The organism is Kitasatospora sp. P5_F3 (assembly GCF_054049135.1).
The window spans coordinates 1-17,618 of record NZ_JBFUMY010000049.1 but is presented as its reverse complement, the minus strand read 5'-3'; the positions used below and the strand labels follow the sequence as shown (position 1 = coordinate 17,618).

At 72.2% G+C, this 17,618-nt stretch carries 14 protein-coding genes and 1 tRNA gene; 6 read left to right on the top strand and 9 right to left on the bottom strand.

Annotation, left to right across the window (positions count from 1 at the left end; translation table 11 throughout):
* Positions 1 to 20: 20 nt before the first annotated feature.
* Complete coding sequence (locus ACXJMZ_RS25385; protein ID WP_457032364.1) at positions 21 to 620, top strand: TetR/AcrR family transcriptional regulator; 600 nt, start codon at positions 21 to 23, stop codon at positions 618 to 620.
* A gap of 70 nt (positions 621 to 690) precedes the next feature.
* Here the strand turns inward: ACXJMZ_RS25385 and ACXJMZ_RS25380 are convergent.
* Positions 691 to 766: transfer RNA gene (locus ACXJMZ_RS25380), tRNA-Arg, on the bottom strand.
* Between the two features lie 556 nt (positions 767 to 1,322).
* Between ACXJMZ_RS25380 and ACXJMZ_RS25375 the strand changes: the two genes are divergently transcribed.
* The 5 genes from ACXJMZ_RS25375 to ACXJMZ_RS25355 all read left to right on the top strand — a co-directional run bounded on the left by ACXJMZ_RS25375 (position 1,323) and on the right by ACXJMZ_RS25355 (position 6,839).
* The gene (locus ACXJMZ_RS25375; RefSeq protein WP_457032363.1) at positions 1,323 to 2,009 is read left to right on the top strand and encodes a single-stranded DNA-binding protein; all 687 of its coding nucleotides are present in this window, start codon (positions 1,323 to 1,325) and stop codon (positions 2,007 to 2,009) included.
* Between the two features lie 327 nt (positions 2,010 to 2,336).
* The gene (locus ACXJMZ_RS25370; RefSeq protein WP_457032362.1) at positions 2,337 to 3,683 is read left to right on the top strand and encodes a Cys-Gln thioester bond-forming surface protein; all 1,347 of its coding nucleotides are present in this window, start codon (positions 2,337 to 2,339) and stop codon (positions 3,681 to 3,683) included.
* A 178-nt stretch (positions 3,684 to 3,861) separates the two neighbouring features.
* Entirely contained in the window at positions 3,862 to 5,526 is a 1,665-nt protein-coding gene (gene ettA, locus ACXJMZ_RS25365) for an energy-dependent translational throttle protein EttA (RefSeq protein ID WP_457032361.1), read from the top strand.
* Positions 5,527 to 5,643: 117 nt separating this feature from the next.
* Positions 5,644 to 6,096: an acyl-CoA thioesterase gene (locus ACXJMZ_RS25360; protein ID WP_057229948.1), complete on the top strand. Its 453-nt coding sequence runs from the start codon at positions 5,644 to 5,646 to the stop codon at positions 6,094 to 6,096.
* Positions 6,097 to 6,152: 56 nt separating this feature from the next.
* Complete coding sequence (locus ACXJMZ_RS25355; RefSeq protein WP_457032360.1) at positions 6,153 to 6,839, top strand: hypothetical protein; 687 nt, start codon at positions 6,153 to 6,155, stop codon at positions 6,837 to 6,839.
* A 24-nt stretch (positions 6,840 to 6,863) separates the two neighbouring features.
* On the opposite strand, the gene ACXJMZ_RS25350 is transcribed toward ACXJMZ_RS25355, so the two are convergent.
* The 8 genes from ACXJMZ_RS25350 to ACXJMZ_RS25315 form a co-directional block, all read right to left on the bottom strand.
* A complete protein-coding gene (locus tag ACXJMZ_RS25350; RefSeq protein ID WP_457032386.1) occupies positions 6,864 to 7,268 on the bottom strand; it encodes a globin in 405 nt (134 codons plus the stop codon).
* Positions 7,265 to 8,392, bottom strand: a complete 1,128-nt coding sequence (locus ACXJMZ_RS25345) for an FHA domain-containing protein (protein WP_457032359.1) — start codon at positions 8,390 to 8,392, stop codon at positions 7,265 to 7,267. The genes ACXJMZ_RS25350 and ACXJMZ_RS25345 overlap by 4 nt, the downstream gene beginning before the upstream one ends.
* 112 nt (positions 8,393 to 8,504) lie before the next feature.
* The gene (locus ACXJMZ_RS25340) at positions 8,505 to 9,833 is read right to left on the bottom strand and encodes a vWA domain-containing protein (protein WP_457032358.1); all 1,329 of its coding nucleotides are present in this window, start codon (positions 9,831 to 9,833) and stop codon (positions 8,505 to 8,507) included.
* A 79-nt stretch (positions 9,834 to 9,912) separates the two neighbouring features.
* Positions 9,913 to 11,046, bottom strand: coding sequence for a protein phosphatase 2C domain-containing protein (locus tag ACXJMZ_RS25335; RefSeq protein WP_457032357.1), 1,134 nt, complete (start codon positions 11,044 to 11,046; stop codon positions 9,913 to 9,915).
* Between the two features lie 4 nt (positions 11,047 to 11,050).
* Positions 11,051 to 13,507 (bottom strand): tetratricopeptide repeat protein, encoded by a 2,457-nt coding sequence (locus tag ACXJMZ_RS25330; RefSeq protein WP_457032356.1) that lies wholly within the window; start codon positions 13,505 to 13,507, stop codon positions 11,051 to 11,053.
* Complete coding sequence (locus tag ACXJMZ_RS25325) at positions 13,500 to 14,855, bottom strand: hypothetical protein (protein WP_457032385.1); 1,356 nt, start codon at positions 14,853 to 14,855, stop codon at positions 13,500 to 13,502. The genes ACXJMZ_RS25330 and ACXJMZ_RS25325 overlap by 8 nt, the downstream gene beginning before the upstream one ends.
* A gap of 81 nt (positions 14,856 to 14,936) precedes the next feature.
* Positions 14,937 to 15,866 carry a glutamate ABC transporter substrate-binding protein gene (locus ACXJMZ_RS25320; protein ID WP_457032355.1) on the bottom strand — a complete coding sequence of 310 codons (930 nt, stop codon included), beginning with the start codon at positions 15,864 to 15,866 and terminating at the stop codon, positions 14,937 to 14,939.
* Between the two features lie 20 nt (positions 15,867 to 15,886).
* Positions 15,887 to 17,618: hypothetical protein (locus tag ACXJMZ_RS25315; RefSeq protein WP_457032354.1), on the bottom strand; the 1,732-nt coding region annotated here is incomplete at its 5' end.

Here is a 17,618-nt window from a genome sequence, read left to right as displayed (position 1 = left end):
TTGGTAGGTACCCTAGCGCCATGACGCCAGCCCGTGGAGACCATGACGCCCGCCGGTCCGACGTCTCGGCGGCGGTCTGGCGGGTGCTGGCCGACCGCGGCTTCGGCGGCCTGACGCTCCGCGCGGTGGCGGCCGAACTGAACGCCAGCACCGGGCTGCTCACCCACTACTTCCCGAACAAGCGGGCTCTGCTGGCGTACGCACTGGACCTGCTCGACCGGCACAACCTGGAGCGGCCGCGCCCGGCGGCCGAGCGCACCTCGTCGGCCGAGGGCGGGCGGGCGCTGCTGCGGGCCGTTCTGCTGGACATCCTGCCGCTGACGCCGGACGGGGTGGCCGGCAACCGGATCTGGGTCGGCTCTTGGGACGCGGCGCTGACCGACCCGGAGCTGGCGGCCGATCACGCCGCCCGCTACCGCCGGGCCCGGGAGCGGCTCACCGAGCTGGTCGCGCAGGCCAGGGAGCAGGGCGAGCTGGCGGGGGAGGCGAGCGTTGAGGAGGTGGCGGCGGGGGCCCAGAGCTTTGTGCTGGGGCTGGTGGTGCAGGCGCTGTTCGCTCCGGACGAGTTCCCGCCGGAGCGGCAGGTCGAGCTGCTGGACCGCTACCTGGACGGGCTCTGAGGCCGAGCGACCGAGCGACCGAGCGGCACCCGGGCCGTGGGGCCGTGGTGGTGCCGGGGCGGGTCGGTGCTGGTGCCCCCAGCAGGATTCGAACCTGCGACCTACCGCTTAGAAGGCGGGTGCTCTATCCGCTGAGCTATGGGGGCGTGACGACATCGGCCCGGGTGGGCTTCGGTCGGCCTGCGGGGTCCGGGACAGGATAAGGGAGCCCAGATACTCAGCCGGGTCTTCGAGCACCCCGCGTGGTGTGTCGGCACCGGTTGAGCGGTCCGATAATCGCAGGTGGCGGCCTGGCATGCAGCGCCCTGGAGGCTTCTGGCGCCGGACGTTGTGCAGTCGTTACGGGGCTGTCGCCCCACCTGTTATGGATTCGGTGCGGAGAATGGGTCGGCCGGAGGGACGGGTGGGGGAAGGTTTTGGCTTCCTTCGGTCGGATGACGTGCGCGGATGCGCCGACCGGCCACCCCTTCGGGGAGCACCGCCCGGCGGCAGGCCCGGCCAGCACTTGTCATGGCCCCGAAAAGCTGACGGCGGGTCAGCTGGAAATCGGGGTCGATTCACTCCGGAGAGTGAGGCCGGTTATCCACATGTGGGAGTTTTCCCCAGGATTTCGAAACGGCCAGGATCGTTTTCCCCGGACCGGCATCCTCTCCTCGGCGGGTGATTTCACACGGTGATTCCCGATGGACGGAGGGTGTTCCGATGAACGAGACCATGGTGACCATGATCGGCAATGTCGCCACGGTGGTGAGCTACTCGCAAACCGCCGCCGGAGTCCCGGTGGCGAACTTCCGGATGGCCGCCACCGAGCGCCGCTACGACCGTGAGAAGGGTGACTGGGTGGACGGCGAGACGAGTTGGGTGACCGTCACCGCCTGGCGCTGGCTGGCGGCCAATGTGGTGAGCTCGCTCAGCAAGGGCGACCCGGTGGTGGTCAGCGGGCGGCTGCGGGTCCGGGAGTGGGGCGAGGCGGAGAAGCGGCGCTGCGTGGTGGAGATCGACGCCCGGGTGGTCGGTCACGATCTCGGCCGCGGGACGACCGCGTTCCGCTGGGCGGTCCAGGCCAAACCCGAACTGGTGTTGGGTCGTTCGGGTCGAGAGGAGTCCGTCGCCCTGCCCGCGGCCCCGTCCGGTGCCGGTCCCGGCGCGCTCGCCGGCGCCCTGCCCGGCCAGGCGTCGGCCGGGCAGGCGGTGCCGGAGTGGATCGTCGCCGCGGTCGAGTCCCGACAGGTGGCGGTGGCGGGGGCGGCGACCCGGGCGGCCGACGGGGCGCGGCCCCTGGCGGTCGGTGCGGGGGAGGCGACTGAGGCCCAAGTGGCCGATGGTGTGCGGGAGGTGAAGTCGGCAGGTGACGAAATTGCAAGTAGTGATCGAGTAGCTGTCGGCTGAGACCGGAGCTGCTCACTGTTCGGCACTTCGGGCCCGCCGGAGTGCCTGGCCCGAAAGACTCCTGATTGGGAGTGAGAAACTGGCGGGTCGTCAGTACACCGCTGCGATGAGCTGCTTGATAACAATATAGATACGGAATCGTCCGCGTTTGGCACGAAGGTTTGCCAGCGGCCCGCGGTCAATAGGATGCGTCTGGTTCACACAAGTGCGGCGGTGTCACAGAGTGCGTCGCTATGCAAGGCGGGCTGCCATCGGCACGGCCCAGCCCGGAGGGGTCACTAGATGTTCCACAAGCAGGGGCGGGCGTTGTTCCGCATAGCTGGTGTCATGCTCGCGTCGAGCCTGATGGTCGGGGGTGCGCTGGCCACTGGTGCGTCGGCCGAGCCGTCCAGCTCGGGCACCACGGCCAAGCTGTTGGGCGGGCTGAAGTTCCGCGGCCCGATCCAGGTCAACAACGACAAGCAGCCCATCTCGGGTGGTGTGTTCCGGCTCCTGCCGAGCACGGAGACGGACGAGAACAAGCACCTGCTGGCGTACTGCATCGACCTGCGGAACGACACGCTGAAGGACGCCACCTACCGCGAGGCCGACTGGTCTGCGACCTCGCTGCACAACAAGGCGAAGGAGGCCGCGCAGATCAAGTGGATCCTGCTGCACTCCTTCCCCAACCTGACGGTCCCGCAGCTGCAGGCCGAGGCCAAGGCGGCCCCGACCGCCGCCGACCTGACGGGGCTGACCGACGACGACGCCGCAGCAGGCACCCAGGCGGCCATCTGGCACTTCTCCGACGGCGTCACGGCGACTCCGCTGGACGAGGAGGCCAAGAAGCTCACCAAGTACCTGATGGACAGCGTCGCGGGGATCAACCCGGGCTCCGAGCCCAGCTGGACGATCAGCCTCGATGGCACCGCCGCCGGCAAGAGCGGCGCGCTGCTGGGCCCGATCACGGTGAAGTCGACCGCCGCCAAGGTGAAGCTCCGGCTGGACGACGCCGGCAAGCAGGCGGGCGTCACCATCACCGACAAGGACGGGAAGGTCATCACCGAGGCCGCGTCCGGTCAGCAGATCTTCGCGAAGACCCCGGCGGGTGCCCCGGCCGGGCAGGCGAAGATCATCGCAGAGGCCACCACCGAGGTCTCGGTCGGTCGAGCCTTCCTCGGCGAGAAGGACGGCAAGCACAGCCAGACGCTGATCCTGGCCGGCACCAAGCCGGTCCCCGCGAGCGCCTCGGCGCCGGTCAACTGGGCCCCCACCGGCCCGATCCCGGCCGTCTCCGCCAAGGTCGACTGCGCGCAGGGCGCCGTGGTGGTGACCGCCGCCAACAACGGTGACCAGGACTTCACCTTCACCCTGTCCGGCCAGACCGTCACCGTTCCGCCGGGTGGCACCAAGAGTGTCCCGGTCAAGGTCGCCGAGGACACCGCCTACGACATCACCGTCACGGGTCCGAACGGCTTCAAGCAGCAGTTCAAGGGCGTCCTGAACTGCAAGACCGACACCGCGAGCTCGCCGACCCCGAAGGCCCCGTCGGCCAGCCCGACCGGCCCGGTGCTGGCCAACACCGGTGGTGGCGGCCAGACTCCGCTGCTCGCCGGTATCGCCGGTGCCCTGGTGCTCGCCGGTGCCGCCGCGGTCTTCACCCTGCGCCGCCGCGGCCGCCACAGCCGCGCCTGACCGGCTGAGGCCTGACCGGCGGATCCGCAGCCCGGAGCTGATCCGGCCCCGTTCCCTCCGCAGCGAGGGGGCGGGGCCGGTCCCGTTCCCGGAGATCACGTTCGGGGGCGTCCGCCGCGTGCGGCACAATGGAAGGCTGTAACCCGAATACTCACCGACGACGCCGGAGCGATCTCACGTGGCGGAATACATCTACACCATGCGCAAGGTGCGCAAGGCCATTGGCGACAAGGTCATCCTTGACGACGTGACGCTGAGCTTCCTCCCCGGGGCGAAGATCGGTGTCGTCGGCCCGAACGGTGCTGGTAAGTCCACGGTGCTGAAGATGATGGCCGGCCTGCAGCAGCCCTCGAACGGCGATGCCTTCCTCTCGCCGGGCTTCACCGTCGGCATGCTCCTTCAGGAGCCCCCGCTCGACGAGTCCAAGAGCGTCCTGGAGAACGTCGAGGACGGCGTCAAGGAGATCAAGGGCAAGCTCAACCGCTTCAACGAGATCGCCGAGCTGATGGCGACGGACTACTCCGACGCGCTCCTCGACGAGATGGGCAAGCTCCAGGAGGACCTGGACCACGCCGAGGCGTGGGACCTGGACGCCCAGCTGGAGCAGGCCATGGACGCGCTGGGCTGCCCGCCCGGCGACTGGCCGGTCACCAAGCTCTCCGGTGGTGAGCGCCGCCGCGTCGCGCTCTGCAAGCTGCTGCTCGAGGCGCCCGACCTGCTGCTGCTCGACGAGCCCACCAACCACCTCGACGCCGAGTCGGTGAACTGGCTGGAGCAGCACCTCGAGAAGTACAAGGGCACCGTGGTCGCGGTCACCCACGACCGGTACTTCCTGGACAACGTCGCCCAGTGGATCCTGGAGCTCGACCGCGGTCGCGCCTACCCCTACGAAGGCAACTACTCCACCTACCTGGAGACGAAGCAGACCCGTCTCAAGGTCGAGGGCCAGAAGGACGCCAAGCGCGCCAAGCGGCTCAAGGAGGAGCTGGAGTGGGTCCGCTCCAACGCCAAGGGCCGTCAGGTCAAGTCCAAGGCCCGCCTCGCCCGTTACGAGGAGATGGCGGCCGAGGCCGACAAGATGCGGAAGCTGGACTTCGAGGAGATCCAGATCCCGCCGGGCCCGCGCCTGGGCGCCATCGTGATCGAGACCGAGCGCCTCTCGAAGTCCTTCGGCGAGAAGCTGCTGATCGACAACCTGAGCTTCACCCTGCCGCGCAACGGCATCGTCGGCGTGATCGGCCCGAACGGCGCCGGCAAGACCACGCTGTTCAAGATGCTGCTCGACATGGAGAAGCCGGACTCCGGCAGTGTCAAGGTCGGCGAGACGGTCAAGATCAGCTACGTCGACCAGTCGCGCGCCAACATCGACCCGAAGAAGACGCTCTGGGAGGTCGTCTCCGACGGCCTGGACTGGATCAACGTCGGCAACGTCGAGATGCCGTCCCGCGCTTACGTCTCGGCGTTCGGCTTCAAGGGGCCGGACCAGCAGAAGCCGGCCGGGGTGCTCTCCGGTGGTGAGCGCAACCGCCTCAACCTGGCGCTGACCCTCAAGCAGGGCGGCAACCTGCTGCTCCTCGACGAGCCCACCAACGACCTCGACGTCGAGACCCTGTCCTCGCTGGAGAACGCGCTGCTGGAGTTCCCCGGCTGCGCCGTGGTCATCTCCCACGACCGGTGGTTCCTGGACCGGGTGACCACCCACATCCTCGCGTACGAGGGTGACAGCAAGTGGTTCTGGTTCGAGGGCAACTTCGAGTCGTACGAGAAGAACAAGATCGAGCGGCTCGGCTCCGACGCCGCCCGCCCGCACCGGGCCACCTACCGGAAGCTGACCCGGGACTGACACGTTGGTGCAATACCGGCCCGGCAGGCTGCCCCTGGGGTGGCCTGCCGGGCCGCCGCCCGTGAGCTACCGGCGGGTAACCGGTCCTGACGGGCAATCGGATTGAGGAGATCGACCGTGGCACGCCACATCTACGCCTGCCCCCTGCGGTGGTCCGACATGGACGCCTTCGGACACGTGAACAACGTGGTCTTCCTGCGCTACCTGGAGGAGGCCCGGATCGACTTCATGTTCACCCAGGCCGCCGCCGCCGGCGCCGGGGAGTTCGCGGGTGGCTCGGTGGTGGCCCGGCACGAGATCGACTACAAGCGCCCGCTGGTGCACCGGCCGGAGCCGGTGACCATCGAGACCTGGGTGACCAAGATCGGCGGCGCCTCGCTGACCGTCTCCTACGAGATCAAGGACACCGCCGAGGACGGCACCGAGACGGTCTACGTCCGGGCCTCCACCGTGGTGGTCCCCTACGACCTGGCGGCCGGCCGCCCGCGTCGGATCAGCCCGGTGGAGCGGGAGTTCCTCGGCCGGTTCGTGGACGGGGCCGAGCAGACCCCGGCCGCTGCCGCCGCCTGATCCCGCTGTGGCTGCCCGAACTCGTCACCGCCCCCGTACCCGAGTGAGCTGATCCGTTGACCGCCTCCCGCCTTCCGCTCGCCGACGCCACGGAGGCCGCCGACCTGGCGGCGTTCCTGGAGCGGCTGCTGCGCTTCGACCGGGCCGCCGCCGTACGTCTGCAGGCCGTCCGGGCCGAGCAGGGGCCGGTGCTGGCGGTCTTCGGACGGTTGCCGCTGGGTGGCTCAGGGGTGCTGGCCGTGCGCAGCGCCCGGCTGCTCGGCGAGGATGTCGCGGAGGCCGATCTGACCGTCTCCGCCGGACAGTTGCTGGAGAGCATCGACGAGTCGGCCGCTGTGCTCGGCCTGCCCACTCCCGTCACCGGCCCGGCCTGGGCCGGGCTGCTGCCGCCGCGCTCGCGCTGGGAGCGGATCGACGCCACCACCGCACCCGCGGTGATGCCGGAACTGATGTCCGCCGTACGGGAGTTCAAGCAACGCACCGCCGAGATCCCGGAGCACCACCGGACCCGCGCGGCGCTCGACGCGCTCGCCGACGAGATCTGGTCCCGCCCGCTCGGCGCGGTACCCGAACTCCCGCTCCGGGCCGCGCACGCCGCGTACGTGATCGGCTTCCTCACCCCGGACGCCACGCTCACCGCGCACCGCTCCGGCAGCTGGCTGCGGCTGAGCGCCCCGGCCGGCTCGGTCGCGCTGCGTACCGCCGCCCCGGGCAGCGGCCTCGGGCTCAGCCCGCTGCGCTGACGGTCACCGCTTGCCCGCCCCGGGTCAGCCCGCCGTGTTGACCATCGAGGCGGCGGCGTAGGTGAGGTAGTCCCAGAGCTGGCGCTCGGCGTCGGCGGGGAGCTCAAGGGTGTCCACAGCCGTGCGCATGTGGCGCAGCCAGGCGTCGTGAGCGGCCTGGTCGACCTTGAACGGGACGTGGCGCATCCGCAGCCGGGGGTGGCCGCGCTCCTCGCTGTACGTGCGGGGGCCGCCCCAGTACTGCATCAGGAACAGGGTCAGCCGCTCCTCGGCCGGGCCGAGGTCCCCCTCCGGGTACATCGGGCGCAGCAGCTCGTCCTCGGCGACACCCTGGTAGAAGACGTGCACCAGCCGTCGGAAGGTCGGCTCGCCGCCCGGCCCCCCTCCCCCGGGGGGGGGGGGCCGGMSCCCCCACCGACGGACTGTCAGGCGCGGTGCAGGGTGATCGTGGTCCAGGCGCCGATGTGCACCCGGTCGCCGTCGTTCAGCGGGATCGCGGTGTGCGGGGTCACCGCCTCCGGGCCGCCGTTCACCGTGGTGCCGTTGGTGGAGTCCTGGTCGACCAGCACCCAGCTGCCGTCGGCCTGTTCGGCCAGCAGCGCGTGCTGGTGCGAGGCGCCCGGGTCCTCCGGCGGGACGGAGAGGTCGATCTCCGGCACGGTGCCCCGGTGCTGGCTGCGGCGGCCGATCCGGAGCTGGCCACGGCCGGTGAGCGGGATCCGGCGCTCGGGGCAGTACGGCGGGAAGAACAGTCCGGCCGCCTCCGGACCACTGCGCGCCATCATGTCGGTGAAGTAGTCGCGGTCGGCCGTGACCACCGCGATCCAGGTCGACCTGGCCGGGGGAGTGCCCGGCGGCTGCAGGTGGAAGGAGGTGCCGAACTCGTCACCCGGGGCGCTGCCCGGCTGCGCGTAGGTCGGGCCCGAGTCGAAGCTCTCCAGACCCTCCGAGCCCTGGAATGCCGGGCCCTTCCCGAACGGATCGGCCTGCGGTTCGAACTGCCCGTGGCCGGCCTGCGTACCGACCGGCGGGAACGGCGAGGGCTCCGGGGTCGGCGCGGGCGGTGGCTGCGGCGGCTGGTACGGGCTGGGCATCGGCGGGGGCGGCGGCACCGGCGGCTGGTAAGGGCTGGGTGTGGGCACCGGCACGGGGGCGGGCGGCGGGAAGCCGTACCCCGAGGTCGGCCGCTGCTGTTGCTGGCTCGCGGGCGAGGAGAGCTCGTAGTCGAAGCCGCACTCCTCGCAGTACCGGCCGGTCTGCGGGGTCCGGCAGATCGGGCAGGTGAGCATGCCTGCCGTGAGGTCGGCCTGGGTGAACTGCCCGGCCTGTGCGTACGGCGCCGACTGGCCCGGCTGCCCGGCCTGACCCAGCTGCCCGGCCTGGCCCGGCTGGGTGTACTGCTGCGGCGCGGCTCCCTGCCCCGGCTGCCCGGGCTGGGTGTACTGCGGCGCGGGCGGGGTGTTCGGCTGGCCGGTCGGTACGCCCTGCGGCTGGGTGTGCCCGCTGGCGAACGGCGACGAGCCCGGCACCGCCAGTCCCGGCGGAGGGGTCATCGGAAAGCCGCAGAAGTCGCACCAGTCCTCGGCCTGCGACTCGTGGCCCCTAGGGCAGATCGGCATCAGGTCCCCCACATCTCCAGCGTTCCGGTTCGGCCCCCCGAGCCGGTCACTTCTTCACCCGGACGGTCTTGGTCGACCGGGTGTCCAGCGTCATCGAGTCGGCCTCGCTCACGTTCTTACGGAACCGAACGGTACCCTCCTTCGGATCGACCACGTCGACCACCTTCTGCAGCAGCTTGAAGGTGCTCTCGTTGCCGGTCCGGTGCGCGATCCGAACGGCCGCGCCGAGCTTGGCCGTTGCCAGGTCGACGTCGCCCGCGCGGTGCGCCTCCAGCCCCTCCTGGATGGAGGAGGCCAGCTCGGCCTGGCCGGTGAAGTGGGCGACCTGCGGGCTGATCCGGGTCGAGGAGGCCAGGTCGTCGGTCCAGACCGCGCGCACCAGACCCTGGGAGAGCACCTCGGCCGTCCCGTCGGGCTGCGGGATCAGCAGGCTGATCCGGGCGGCCAGCATCTCGTTGCCGACCTCGGCGGAGGGCACCTCGATGCAGACGTGGTAGTCGCGGCTCTCGTCACCCCAGGAGCCGGTCGGGTAGTCCCCGGCCCGCGGCCCGGCATCGGCCCGACGGTCCGTCAGGTCCTCCAGGTTCGGGGTGACCTGCTTGACGAACTTGATCACCGCGTTGGCCGGGGTCCAGACCCGCAGCGCCACATCGGCGACCTGCTTGCCCATCGCCTGTACCATCATCTGCTGGAAGTCGTCGGCCAGCCCGGACGGTTCGGCGACGATGTCCACGGTGCCCAGCAGCGCCGAGGCGATCTTGCGCAGCTCGGTCACCTCCCAGTCGGTGCCGACGCCCCGGCAGTCCACCGTGAAGGCGCCCGCGGCCTGGCCGAGCACCCGCTCCAGGTCGGCCGGCTTCTCGTGCTCGTTGCGGCCGTCGGTGAGCAGGATGCCGTGCCGGATCGCTATGTCGGCCCGGCTGTCGAAGAGCTGCTTGGCCTTGGTCAGCCAGGTGCCGATCGCGGTGCCGCCGTTGGCGGTCAGCTTGCGCAGCGCCTCCTTGGCCTGGGCCCGGGTGGCCTGGTCGGCGATCGCCAGCTTGCCGCCGCCCGGGTAGACGTCCTTGGCCTCGTGGGTGCCGGCCACCACGGCGAAGGCGACGCCGTCGCGGATGGTGTCGATGGCGACGCCGGTGGCCTCCCGGGCGTTGCGCAGCTTGGCCGCGGGGTAGTCCATCGAACCCGAGCAGTCGACCATGATCACCACGGCCGCCGCCGCACCGGTGTCCCGGGCCAGCGGCTGCCCGCCCGAGGTGCCGCCACCGGTCGCGGTGACGGTGACGATCGCGTTCACCTCGCGGGCGCCTTCGGCCAGGTACTCGTTCTGGTAGATGTCGACGCTGAAACTCGGGTGGGACCGGGACAGAACGGCCATCGCTGCTCCTGTCGAGCAATCAGTGGTTCGGCGGACGGGCGGACAAGTGCGAGGTGTGGGGCAGGCGGCTGAGCGGCCGTCAGCTTCCGCTGCCGGGCCGGTGGAGCTGCAGGGTCGGGGACGAGTGGAGCGGCGCCGCCCCGGCAGCGGCGGCCTGCAGCGGAACGGTCCGCAGGGTGGTCTCGGCCGGCGGGCTGATCGGCAGCACCGCCACCGTGATGTTGTCGTGGCCGCCCGCCGTCACCGCGAAGTCGACCAGTTCGCGCGCGGCGGCCAGCGGTTCGGACCGGGCGTCGGGGCGGACCCGTTCGGCCAGGTCGGCGGCGGCCTCGGCGTAGTTCCACAGACCGTCGGTGCAGACCAGCAGTACGCCGGGCACGTGCGGGGTGAAGCTCACGGTGTGCGGCTCGATCTCCTCGGCGTCCGCGCCCAGCCAGCCGGTGATCGCGTGCGCACGCGGGTCGGCGTACGCCTCGGCCTCGGTCATCAGACCGATCGCCACCACCCGGGCCGCCCAGGAGTCGTCCTCGGTCAGCCGGTACGCCACGGCGGACTCCCGGTCGTCCGGGATCCAGTACGCCCTGGTGTCGCCGACCCAGCCGATGGTGACCAGACCGGCGGCGGAGATCGCGCTGACGTAGGTGCAGGCGGGCGCGTTCTGGCTGCCGCCCGGCGTCCGGACGCCGTCCTTGGCCAGCTCGGCCACCGCGCGGGCCGCCTCGCCGATCGCCTCCCGCATCGCCTGGTCGGGACGCCGCCCGCGCCGCAGGGCGGTCAGCAGGTGGGCGGAGGCCGCCTCGACCGCGGTGGCCGACGCCTCGTCAGGACGGGCCGAGGAGGAGACGCCGTCGCAGACCACCGCGAGCACGGCCGGTTCGCCGCCGGGCAGGTGGGTGGCGGCCACCGTGAAGGCGTCCTCGTTGCGGTGGTGTCGCAGGCCCCGGTCGGTGACCCCGGCCACGCCGTCCGCGGTCAGCTCCTGGTGGTCGCGCGGGCGGGGCTGGGCGCCGCCGCAGCTCTCGCAGTACCCGTCCGCCGCCAGCTCCGCCGAGCCGCAGTGCACGCAGCCCGGCGCCGTGGCGGCAGCCGGTTCGGGCAGCACGGCGGCCGGCGGCGTCTCGCCGGTCACGTTCAGGCCGCAGGCCCCGCAGTAGTCGTCCTCGGGGTCCAGCGGCTCGGCACAGCTCGGGCACCTGGTCTGCTGCTGCGGCATCGGTTCACACCCACGTCCGGGGGCGGGCACGGTTCGCCCGCTCCACCATCTCGATCCTGATCTCGGCCCGGTCGGTCAACCGCGCCAGTACTCGATAGGAGTGTTCCAGGGCGAAGCGCAGTTCCCGTTCAGCAGCCCGATGTCCCAGCACGTCGAGCGTGCCGCCGGCCCCGGCGGAGTCGTTCGTGCTGCCCGAACCACCCACGCCGCCCGCCGAACCGGCCAGTACCCAGCCCAGCGAGGCGTTCAGCACCTCGACCGAGAGCTCCTCGGTCCGCCGGGCGTCCAGCGAGAGCGCCGTCAACTGCGCCGAGCAGCGGGCCAGTTCGGGCCCGAGCGGCTCCTCGGGGGCCCGCCCGCGCAGCCGGGCCCGCAGGGTGGCGATCCGGGCGGCCGTGTAGTGCGTGGACGCCTCGGGCACCGCCTCCAGGGCCGTCACCGCACCGGCCCGGTCACCGGCCGCGAGCAGCACCCGGGCCAGGCCGAAGGCGGCGCTGACGTAGGCCCGGTCGGTGCTGCCGACCAGGCGGTAGAACACGGCGGCGTCCTGGCCGTTGCCGAGCAGTTCGGCGCAGACGGCCAGCGCCAGCTTGGGCGCGGCCTCACCCGGGAAGGCGTCGTAGACCGCGTCGAAGGCCCCGGCGGCCTGCTCGGCCCGGCCGGCCGACAGCTCGGTCAGCCCGCGGTACCAGACCACCCGCCAGTCGTCGCCGTGGTCCTGTTCCAGGGCCAGCAGCTCGGTCTCGGCATCCACCCGGGCGCCGAGCTCCAGGTGGGCCCGGAGTGCCCGCAGCCGGAGCTCGACCGAGCCGGCCGGGGCGGTGGCCAGTGCGGCCAACGCCTCGGCGGGCGCGCTGGCGACCAGGGTGGCCAGGAAGCCGGCCCCGGGGTCGGCGGGGTCGACCCGGGGGACCGGCAGGGCCAGGGCGGCGGCGGCCGGGTCGAGCGGATCGGGCGTCAGCTCGGTGTCCACCACCCGAAGTTCCGGGCCGAACAGGGTGGACTGCGCCGGGCGCGGCCGCCCGTCCTGGAGCGCCAGCAGCTCCCGCAGCACGCCGGTGAGCTGGTCGGCCATCTCCTCGGCGGAGCCGAACCGGCGGGCCGGGTCCGGGTCGGTGGCCCGGACCAGCAGGCGGTAGTACGACTCGTACCGGGCGAACAGCGGCACCCGCTCGGGGCCGGGCAGCTCGAACTTGAAGGTGGTGTTGTAGCCCTGGAAGTCGAAGGTCAGCACGGCCAGCGTGCGGGCCACCGTGTAGATGTCGGAGGCGACCGACGGTCCGTCGGTGGCGATCTCCGGGGCCTGGTAGCCGACGGTGCCGTAGACCGGGCCGTCGTCGCCGGAGCGGGAGACCGCGCCGAGGTCGATGATCTTGAGCGAGTCCTCGCTCTGGATCACGTTGTCGATCTTGAAGTCGCAGTACACCAGCCCCCGCGCGTGCAGGTAGCCGAGCGCGGGCAGTGCCTCCAGCGCGTACGCGATCGCCTGCTCCACCGGCAGCGGCTCGCGCCGTCCGTCCGGGGTGCGGCGCTCGTTGGCGATGTCCTTGAGCGACTTGCCGCCGATGTACTCCATCACGATGTAGCCGTCGATGGAGCCGGAGCGCAGGTCGGGGTGCTCGACGAAGTTGATGATGCGGACGATGTTCGGGTGGTCCACCTCGGCCAGGAAGCGGCGTTCGGCGATGGCGACCGCCAGGGCGTCCTGGTCCCCGGTGTCCAGCAGACCCTTGAGCACCACCCAGCGGTCGTTCACCCGGCGGTCCACCGCGAGGTAGATCCAGCCGAGCCCGCCGTGCGCCAGGCAGCCCAGCACCTCGTACTGACCGCCCACCAGGTCGCCCCTGGTCAGCTTGGGTGTGAACGAGTACGGCGTACCGCACTTGGTGCAGAAGCCGTCCGGACGGCCCGGGACGCCGTTCTTCTCCCGGCCGACCGGGGCGTCGCACTTGCTGCAGTACCGCTTGCGCTCGGGCACCTGAGGGTCGGTCAGCACCGCCGCGCCCGGGTCCGCCGACGGGATGCTCGGGACGGTCACCAGCCCGGCGCCCAGGTTGCCGCGCCGTCCGGTGCCGCTGCCGGAGCTGCCGGTGCTGCTGCGGACCGAGACCGAACGGCCGCTGCCGGTCCTGGTGGACCGGTGCGAGCGGGAACGTCCGGACATGGTCCGGGAGGAGACCGAGCCCGAGTACGGCTCGGTCCGGGCCGAGGGGACGAACGGCAGTGCGCCAGCCTCGGCGGCCAGCCCGCACTCGTCGCAGTAGCCGTCGGTGTCGATCGTGCCGGTGCAGTCCCGGGTGCAGGTCGCCCCGGCCACCACAACCGCACTCGAAGCCGAAGCCGAAGCCTTGGCCGAGATCGAGGCCGAGGCCAGCGGAGCCAGCCCGCACTCGTCGCAGTAGCCGTCGCCGTCGATCGTCCCCGAGCCGGAGCACTCCGGCCGGGTGCAGGTCTCACCCATTGCCCTGATCCCCCTGTCCGTCCTGGTACTGGTCCATCTGCCCGACCCGCTCCGCCCGGTCCATCGGAGCGGCCTGGGCGGCCGGAGCCGCCGGCCGCAGCGCCTGCTGGAACCGGGCCACCGCCTCGGCCGCCGCCCGCAGGTCGCACGGCGCGCTCCAGAGCAGCCAACGGGCCTTCTCGAAGCGTTCGATCACCACTGGGTCCTCGGCCACCCCGAGCCGGGCGGCCATCGCCTTGTACGCCTCCAGCCGCCCGCGCAGCTCGGCCCGGATCGCCAGCGGCTGGGCCACCTCGGTGAGCGACTGGCGGGCCCGGCCGAGTTCCTTGGCGGCCACGTCCTCCAGCGTGTCCAGCAGCGGGGCCAGCCGGTGCCACTGCCCGGTCTGCTGCAACTCGACCGCGAGGCCGATCCGTTCGCGCAGCGCCGAGGCCGGGCCCGGCACGGCGGGCACCTCGGTCGCGGCGATCTTCGCGAGCACCTCGCCGCGGGCCCGGCGGGCCTCGGCCAGCGTGGCGTCGGCCCGTTGCAACAGGTCGCCGACCTGCTGGAGCCGGTCGTGGGCCTCGTCGCGCAGCCGGAGCAGCCCGTCGAGCTCCATCCGGACGCCGTCCAGCGCGCGCCCGGCCCGGTCGAACCGCTCGGTGTCCACCGCCCCGGCCACCGACCCGGGCCCGATGGCACCGCCGCCGGTGCCGCGCTGCGCGGGCACCCGGCCGGGCCGCCAGAGCGCCAGCGGATCGGTCCGCACCTCGGCCCGCAGCTCGGTCAACTCCTGCTCCAGGCCGTCCAGATCGTCGGCCAGCGGGTGGGCCCCCGAGCGCACCCCGACCGAGCCGGAGAGCATCCGGACCCGGCCCAGCTCGGCCAGCAGCAGGTCGATCCGGGCGGGCAGCGCCGACCAGACCGCGTCGGTGGCGGCCACCACCTCGTACACCGTCGCGTACCAGGCGTTCATCCGGTCCAGCAGCTCGGCCAGGCTGAGCCGCTCGACCAGCCGGACCGGCACCGGGCCGCCGCTGTCCGGGAGTTGACCGCCCGAGACGGTGACGGCCGGCCCGCTGAGCAGCTCGCTCAGCTCGGCCAGCTCGGCCCCGCCGGGCCGGCTGCGGCGGGCCCGGACGGCCACCGCCGAGGCCAGCGCCTCCGCGTAGCGGTCGAACAGGGTCCAGAGCAGCGTCAGGCCGGGCTCGGCCACCGACCAGCGCTCCAGGGTCCGCCCGCTCAGCGGGGCACCCTCCAGCAACCGGCGGCCCGAGTGCTCCTGCAGAGCCAGCAGCGCGGCCTCCACCGCGTCGCGCTCCGCCGCCAGCCGCGCCAGCGCGCGGTCCACCTCCTCCCGGCTCATCACCGGGCCGGCAGCTCCTGCGAACGCCACGTCATTCCTTCCAGTCTCGCGGTATCTCGGTGCGCGGTCTCACGGTGTCACCTAGGGCAGGTAGGGCGCCGAGTTGGTGCCCATGCTCGGGGCCAGCCAGCGGTCGTAGGCGGCCCGCCAGCCGCCGTTCGCCCGGTAGTCCAGCAGGATCTGGTTCACCAACGCGGTCAGGTCGGTGTCCTCCTGCTTGAGGCCGATCCCGAGCTTCGCCGGGATGATGTTCTCATCGACCAGCCGGACGGTGGGGTCCTGGGCGGACTGGGCCGCGGCCAGGGAGGAGTCGGTCAGGGTCGCGTCGACCTTGCCGAGCTGCATCAGCACCAGGCAGTCGAGCTGGTTCTCCACGATGGTGACCGAGCTGGTGCCGTACCCGGGCTTCTTCAACTCCGTCTCGGAGGAGGACTGCTGGGCCGCACAGGCGCGCTTGCCCTTCAACCCCTGGGCCACCGTGGTCGACTTGTCCGACCTCGGCACCACCATGCGCTGCCCGGTGGAGAAGTACGGGGCGGAGAACGCGATCTCCTTGCGGCGATCGCAGTTGATGGTCATGGTGCGGACCACCATGTCCACCGTCCCGTTGCGGATCGCCTCGATCCGCTTGGCCGTGGTCACCGTCCGGAAGGTGACCTTGCCCGGGTCGCCCAGTACGGCCTTGGCGATCGCCCGGGACAGCTCGATGTCGAAGCCCTCCAGCTGGCCGCTCTGCGGGTTCCGGAAGCCCCAGTTGTAGCTGTTCTGGTCCACGCCGACGATGAGGGTGCCCTTGCTCTGGATCTCCTGCACCTTCCGCCCCGACAGCGACGAGCTGGGCGCCGGGGTCTGCTCGGAGCAGTCCCCGGTCGGCTCGGCGGCCGGCACCTGCGGAGCCGCGGCCGGAGCGGCGGCGACAACTCCCGGCACGCCGTGGGAGGTTCCGGCCCCCACCAGACCGGCGGCCAGTGCCGCAGCGACGACCAGTGCCCTGGTCCGAACCGTACGCACAGTCGACTCCCCCTTCACCACTACCGGTACTCCGCCAGACGGCGGCCGAGGCCGACCGCCACACCCGCCGCCGCCAGCAGCGCCAGCACTCCGGCGCCCACCGCCAGCCCGGTCAGCCCGCCGTCGACGCCGTGCGCCGACCCCTCGAAGACCGCCAGCTCGGCTGCGGCCGCCTTGCCCAACTGCTCGTCCAGCGCGTTGAACGCGGCCTCGCTGGTCTCCGTCCCGGCCGGGCCGACCACGGTCTGCAGGGCGGCCGAGTAGTCGCTCTCCTCGGCCTTCCGGTGCCGGGCGCTCCAGGCCGGGTACAGCTTCGTGGCCTGCTCCAGTGCCGCCTGTGCATCCTTGGGCGCGTTCCAGCCGGCCGCCGCGAGAGTGCCGCCGTTCACCCGGCTCCCGTCGACGGACTGATCGCCGGCCAGGGCGGTGCTGTACTTCTGCCAGTCCTTGTCGTACGAGTCCGAGCCGCCCCGGGACACCAGGTCCAGGTTCTCCGCCGTCCGGGACTGCAGTGCCTCGATCCGGGCCTTGTTCAGCACCCGCAGCGGGGCAGCGCCGTGACCGTGGGCGTCCTCGAGGTCCAGGACGGCCGACAGCGTGCCGCCGCTCAGCCAGAGCACTCCGGCCAGCACCGCCGCCGAGGCGGCCAGCAGGCCGGGGTTGAACACCCGGTTGGTCCGGCGCAGCAGCAGCACCTGGCACCACACCAGCACCCCGAGTGCCAGCAGCCCGAAGCCGAGTGCCGTCCAGGGGAAGTCGTGGGCGACCGAGTAGTCCTGGTCCAGCCGCCGGTTCTCCGCCTCCACCAGCTTCTGCGCGTCGGGCAGCATGGTGCCCTGCATCTGCTTCGAGGCGTACCGCTGGTAGGCGCCGCCGAGCGGCAGCCCCTGCCGGTCGTTCGCCCGGGCACTCTCCACCAGCCCCGCGTACTGCGGGAGTTGCCGGTTCAGCGCGGCGACCCAGCGCTGGGCCTCCGAGCTGGCGTCGGTCCGGGCGGCGGCCCGGGCGAGCAGCTCGGCGGCGGTGGCCAGGTCACGTTCGTACCGCTCGCGGAGCGCCGGAGGGGCGTCTCCGGCGAGCAGGAAGACGGAGGCGGCCGTGGTGTCGGCGTCCGCCAGTGAGCGGTAGATCTCCGCGGCGTCCTGGCTGAGCGGCTGACTGGTGGTCACCATCCGGTCGGCGGCCCGGGCCCGGGTGCTCACCTGCCAGGCCGTCAGGGCGCCGAAGAGCAGCACCAGCACGGTCAGCACCACTCCGGCCGCGCGCAGCCGGGCCGGCGCGGTGCCGGTCAGCTGTCGCAGCCGTTGCTGCAGCGCGGTTGCCGGCGCCGGCTCTGTTGCCGCCGTCGCTGTCGCTGCCGGCGTGCGCCCGCCTGTCACCACCGGTGTCGCCACCTGCCCCACCCTCCCCGTGGACCCTCCGCGTTCGGAGTGCGGTCCGTTGCGAGCAGTATGGCCGCCGGGTCCGACCGCCACACTCGAGTTGCGCCGATCTTGAGGTTCCGGCGGCTCCCAGGAGCTCGGCCGGTCGCCGTCGGAGGTGTTCTCCGTCACGGGCGACGCGGGACGCACCCTATGCGGTTCCCGGCGATCAGGACCAGAGCGGTCGGCCTTCTCGGCCAGCCGGTCCCGGGCGGCCGGGTCGGAGACGAACAGGTCACCGGTGGCCAGCACCGGGCCACCGGCCACGTCGAGCTCGATCGGGTCGCCGTACCTGTGGCCGGTGAGCGCCTGCAGCCCCGGGGTGTCGAGG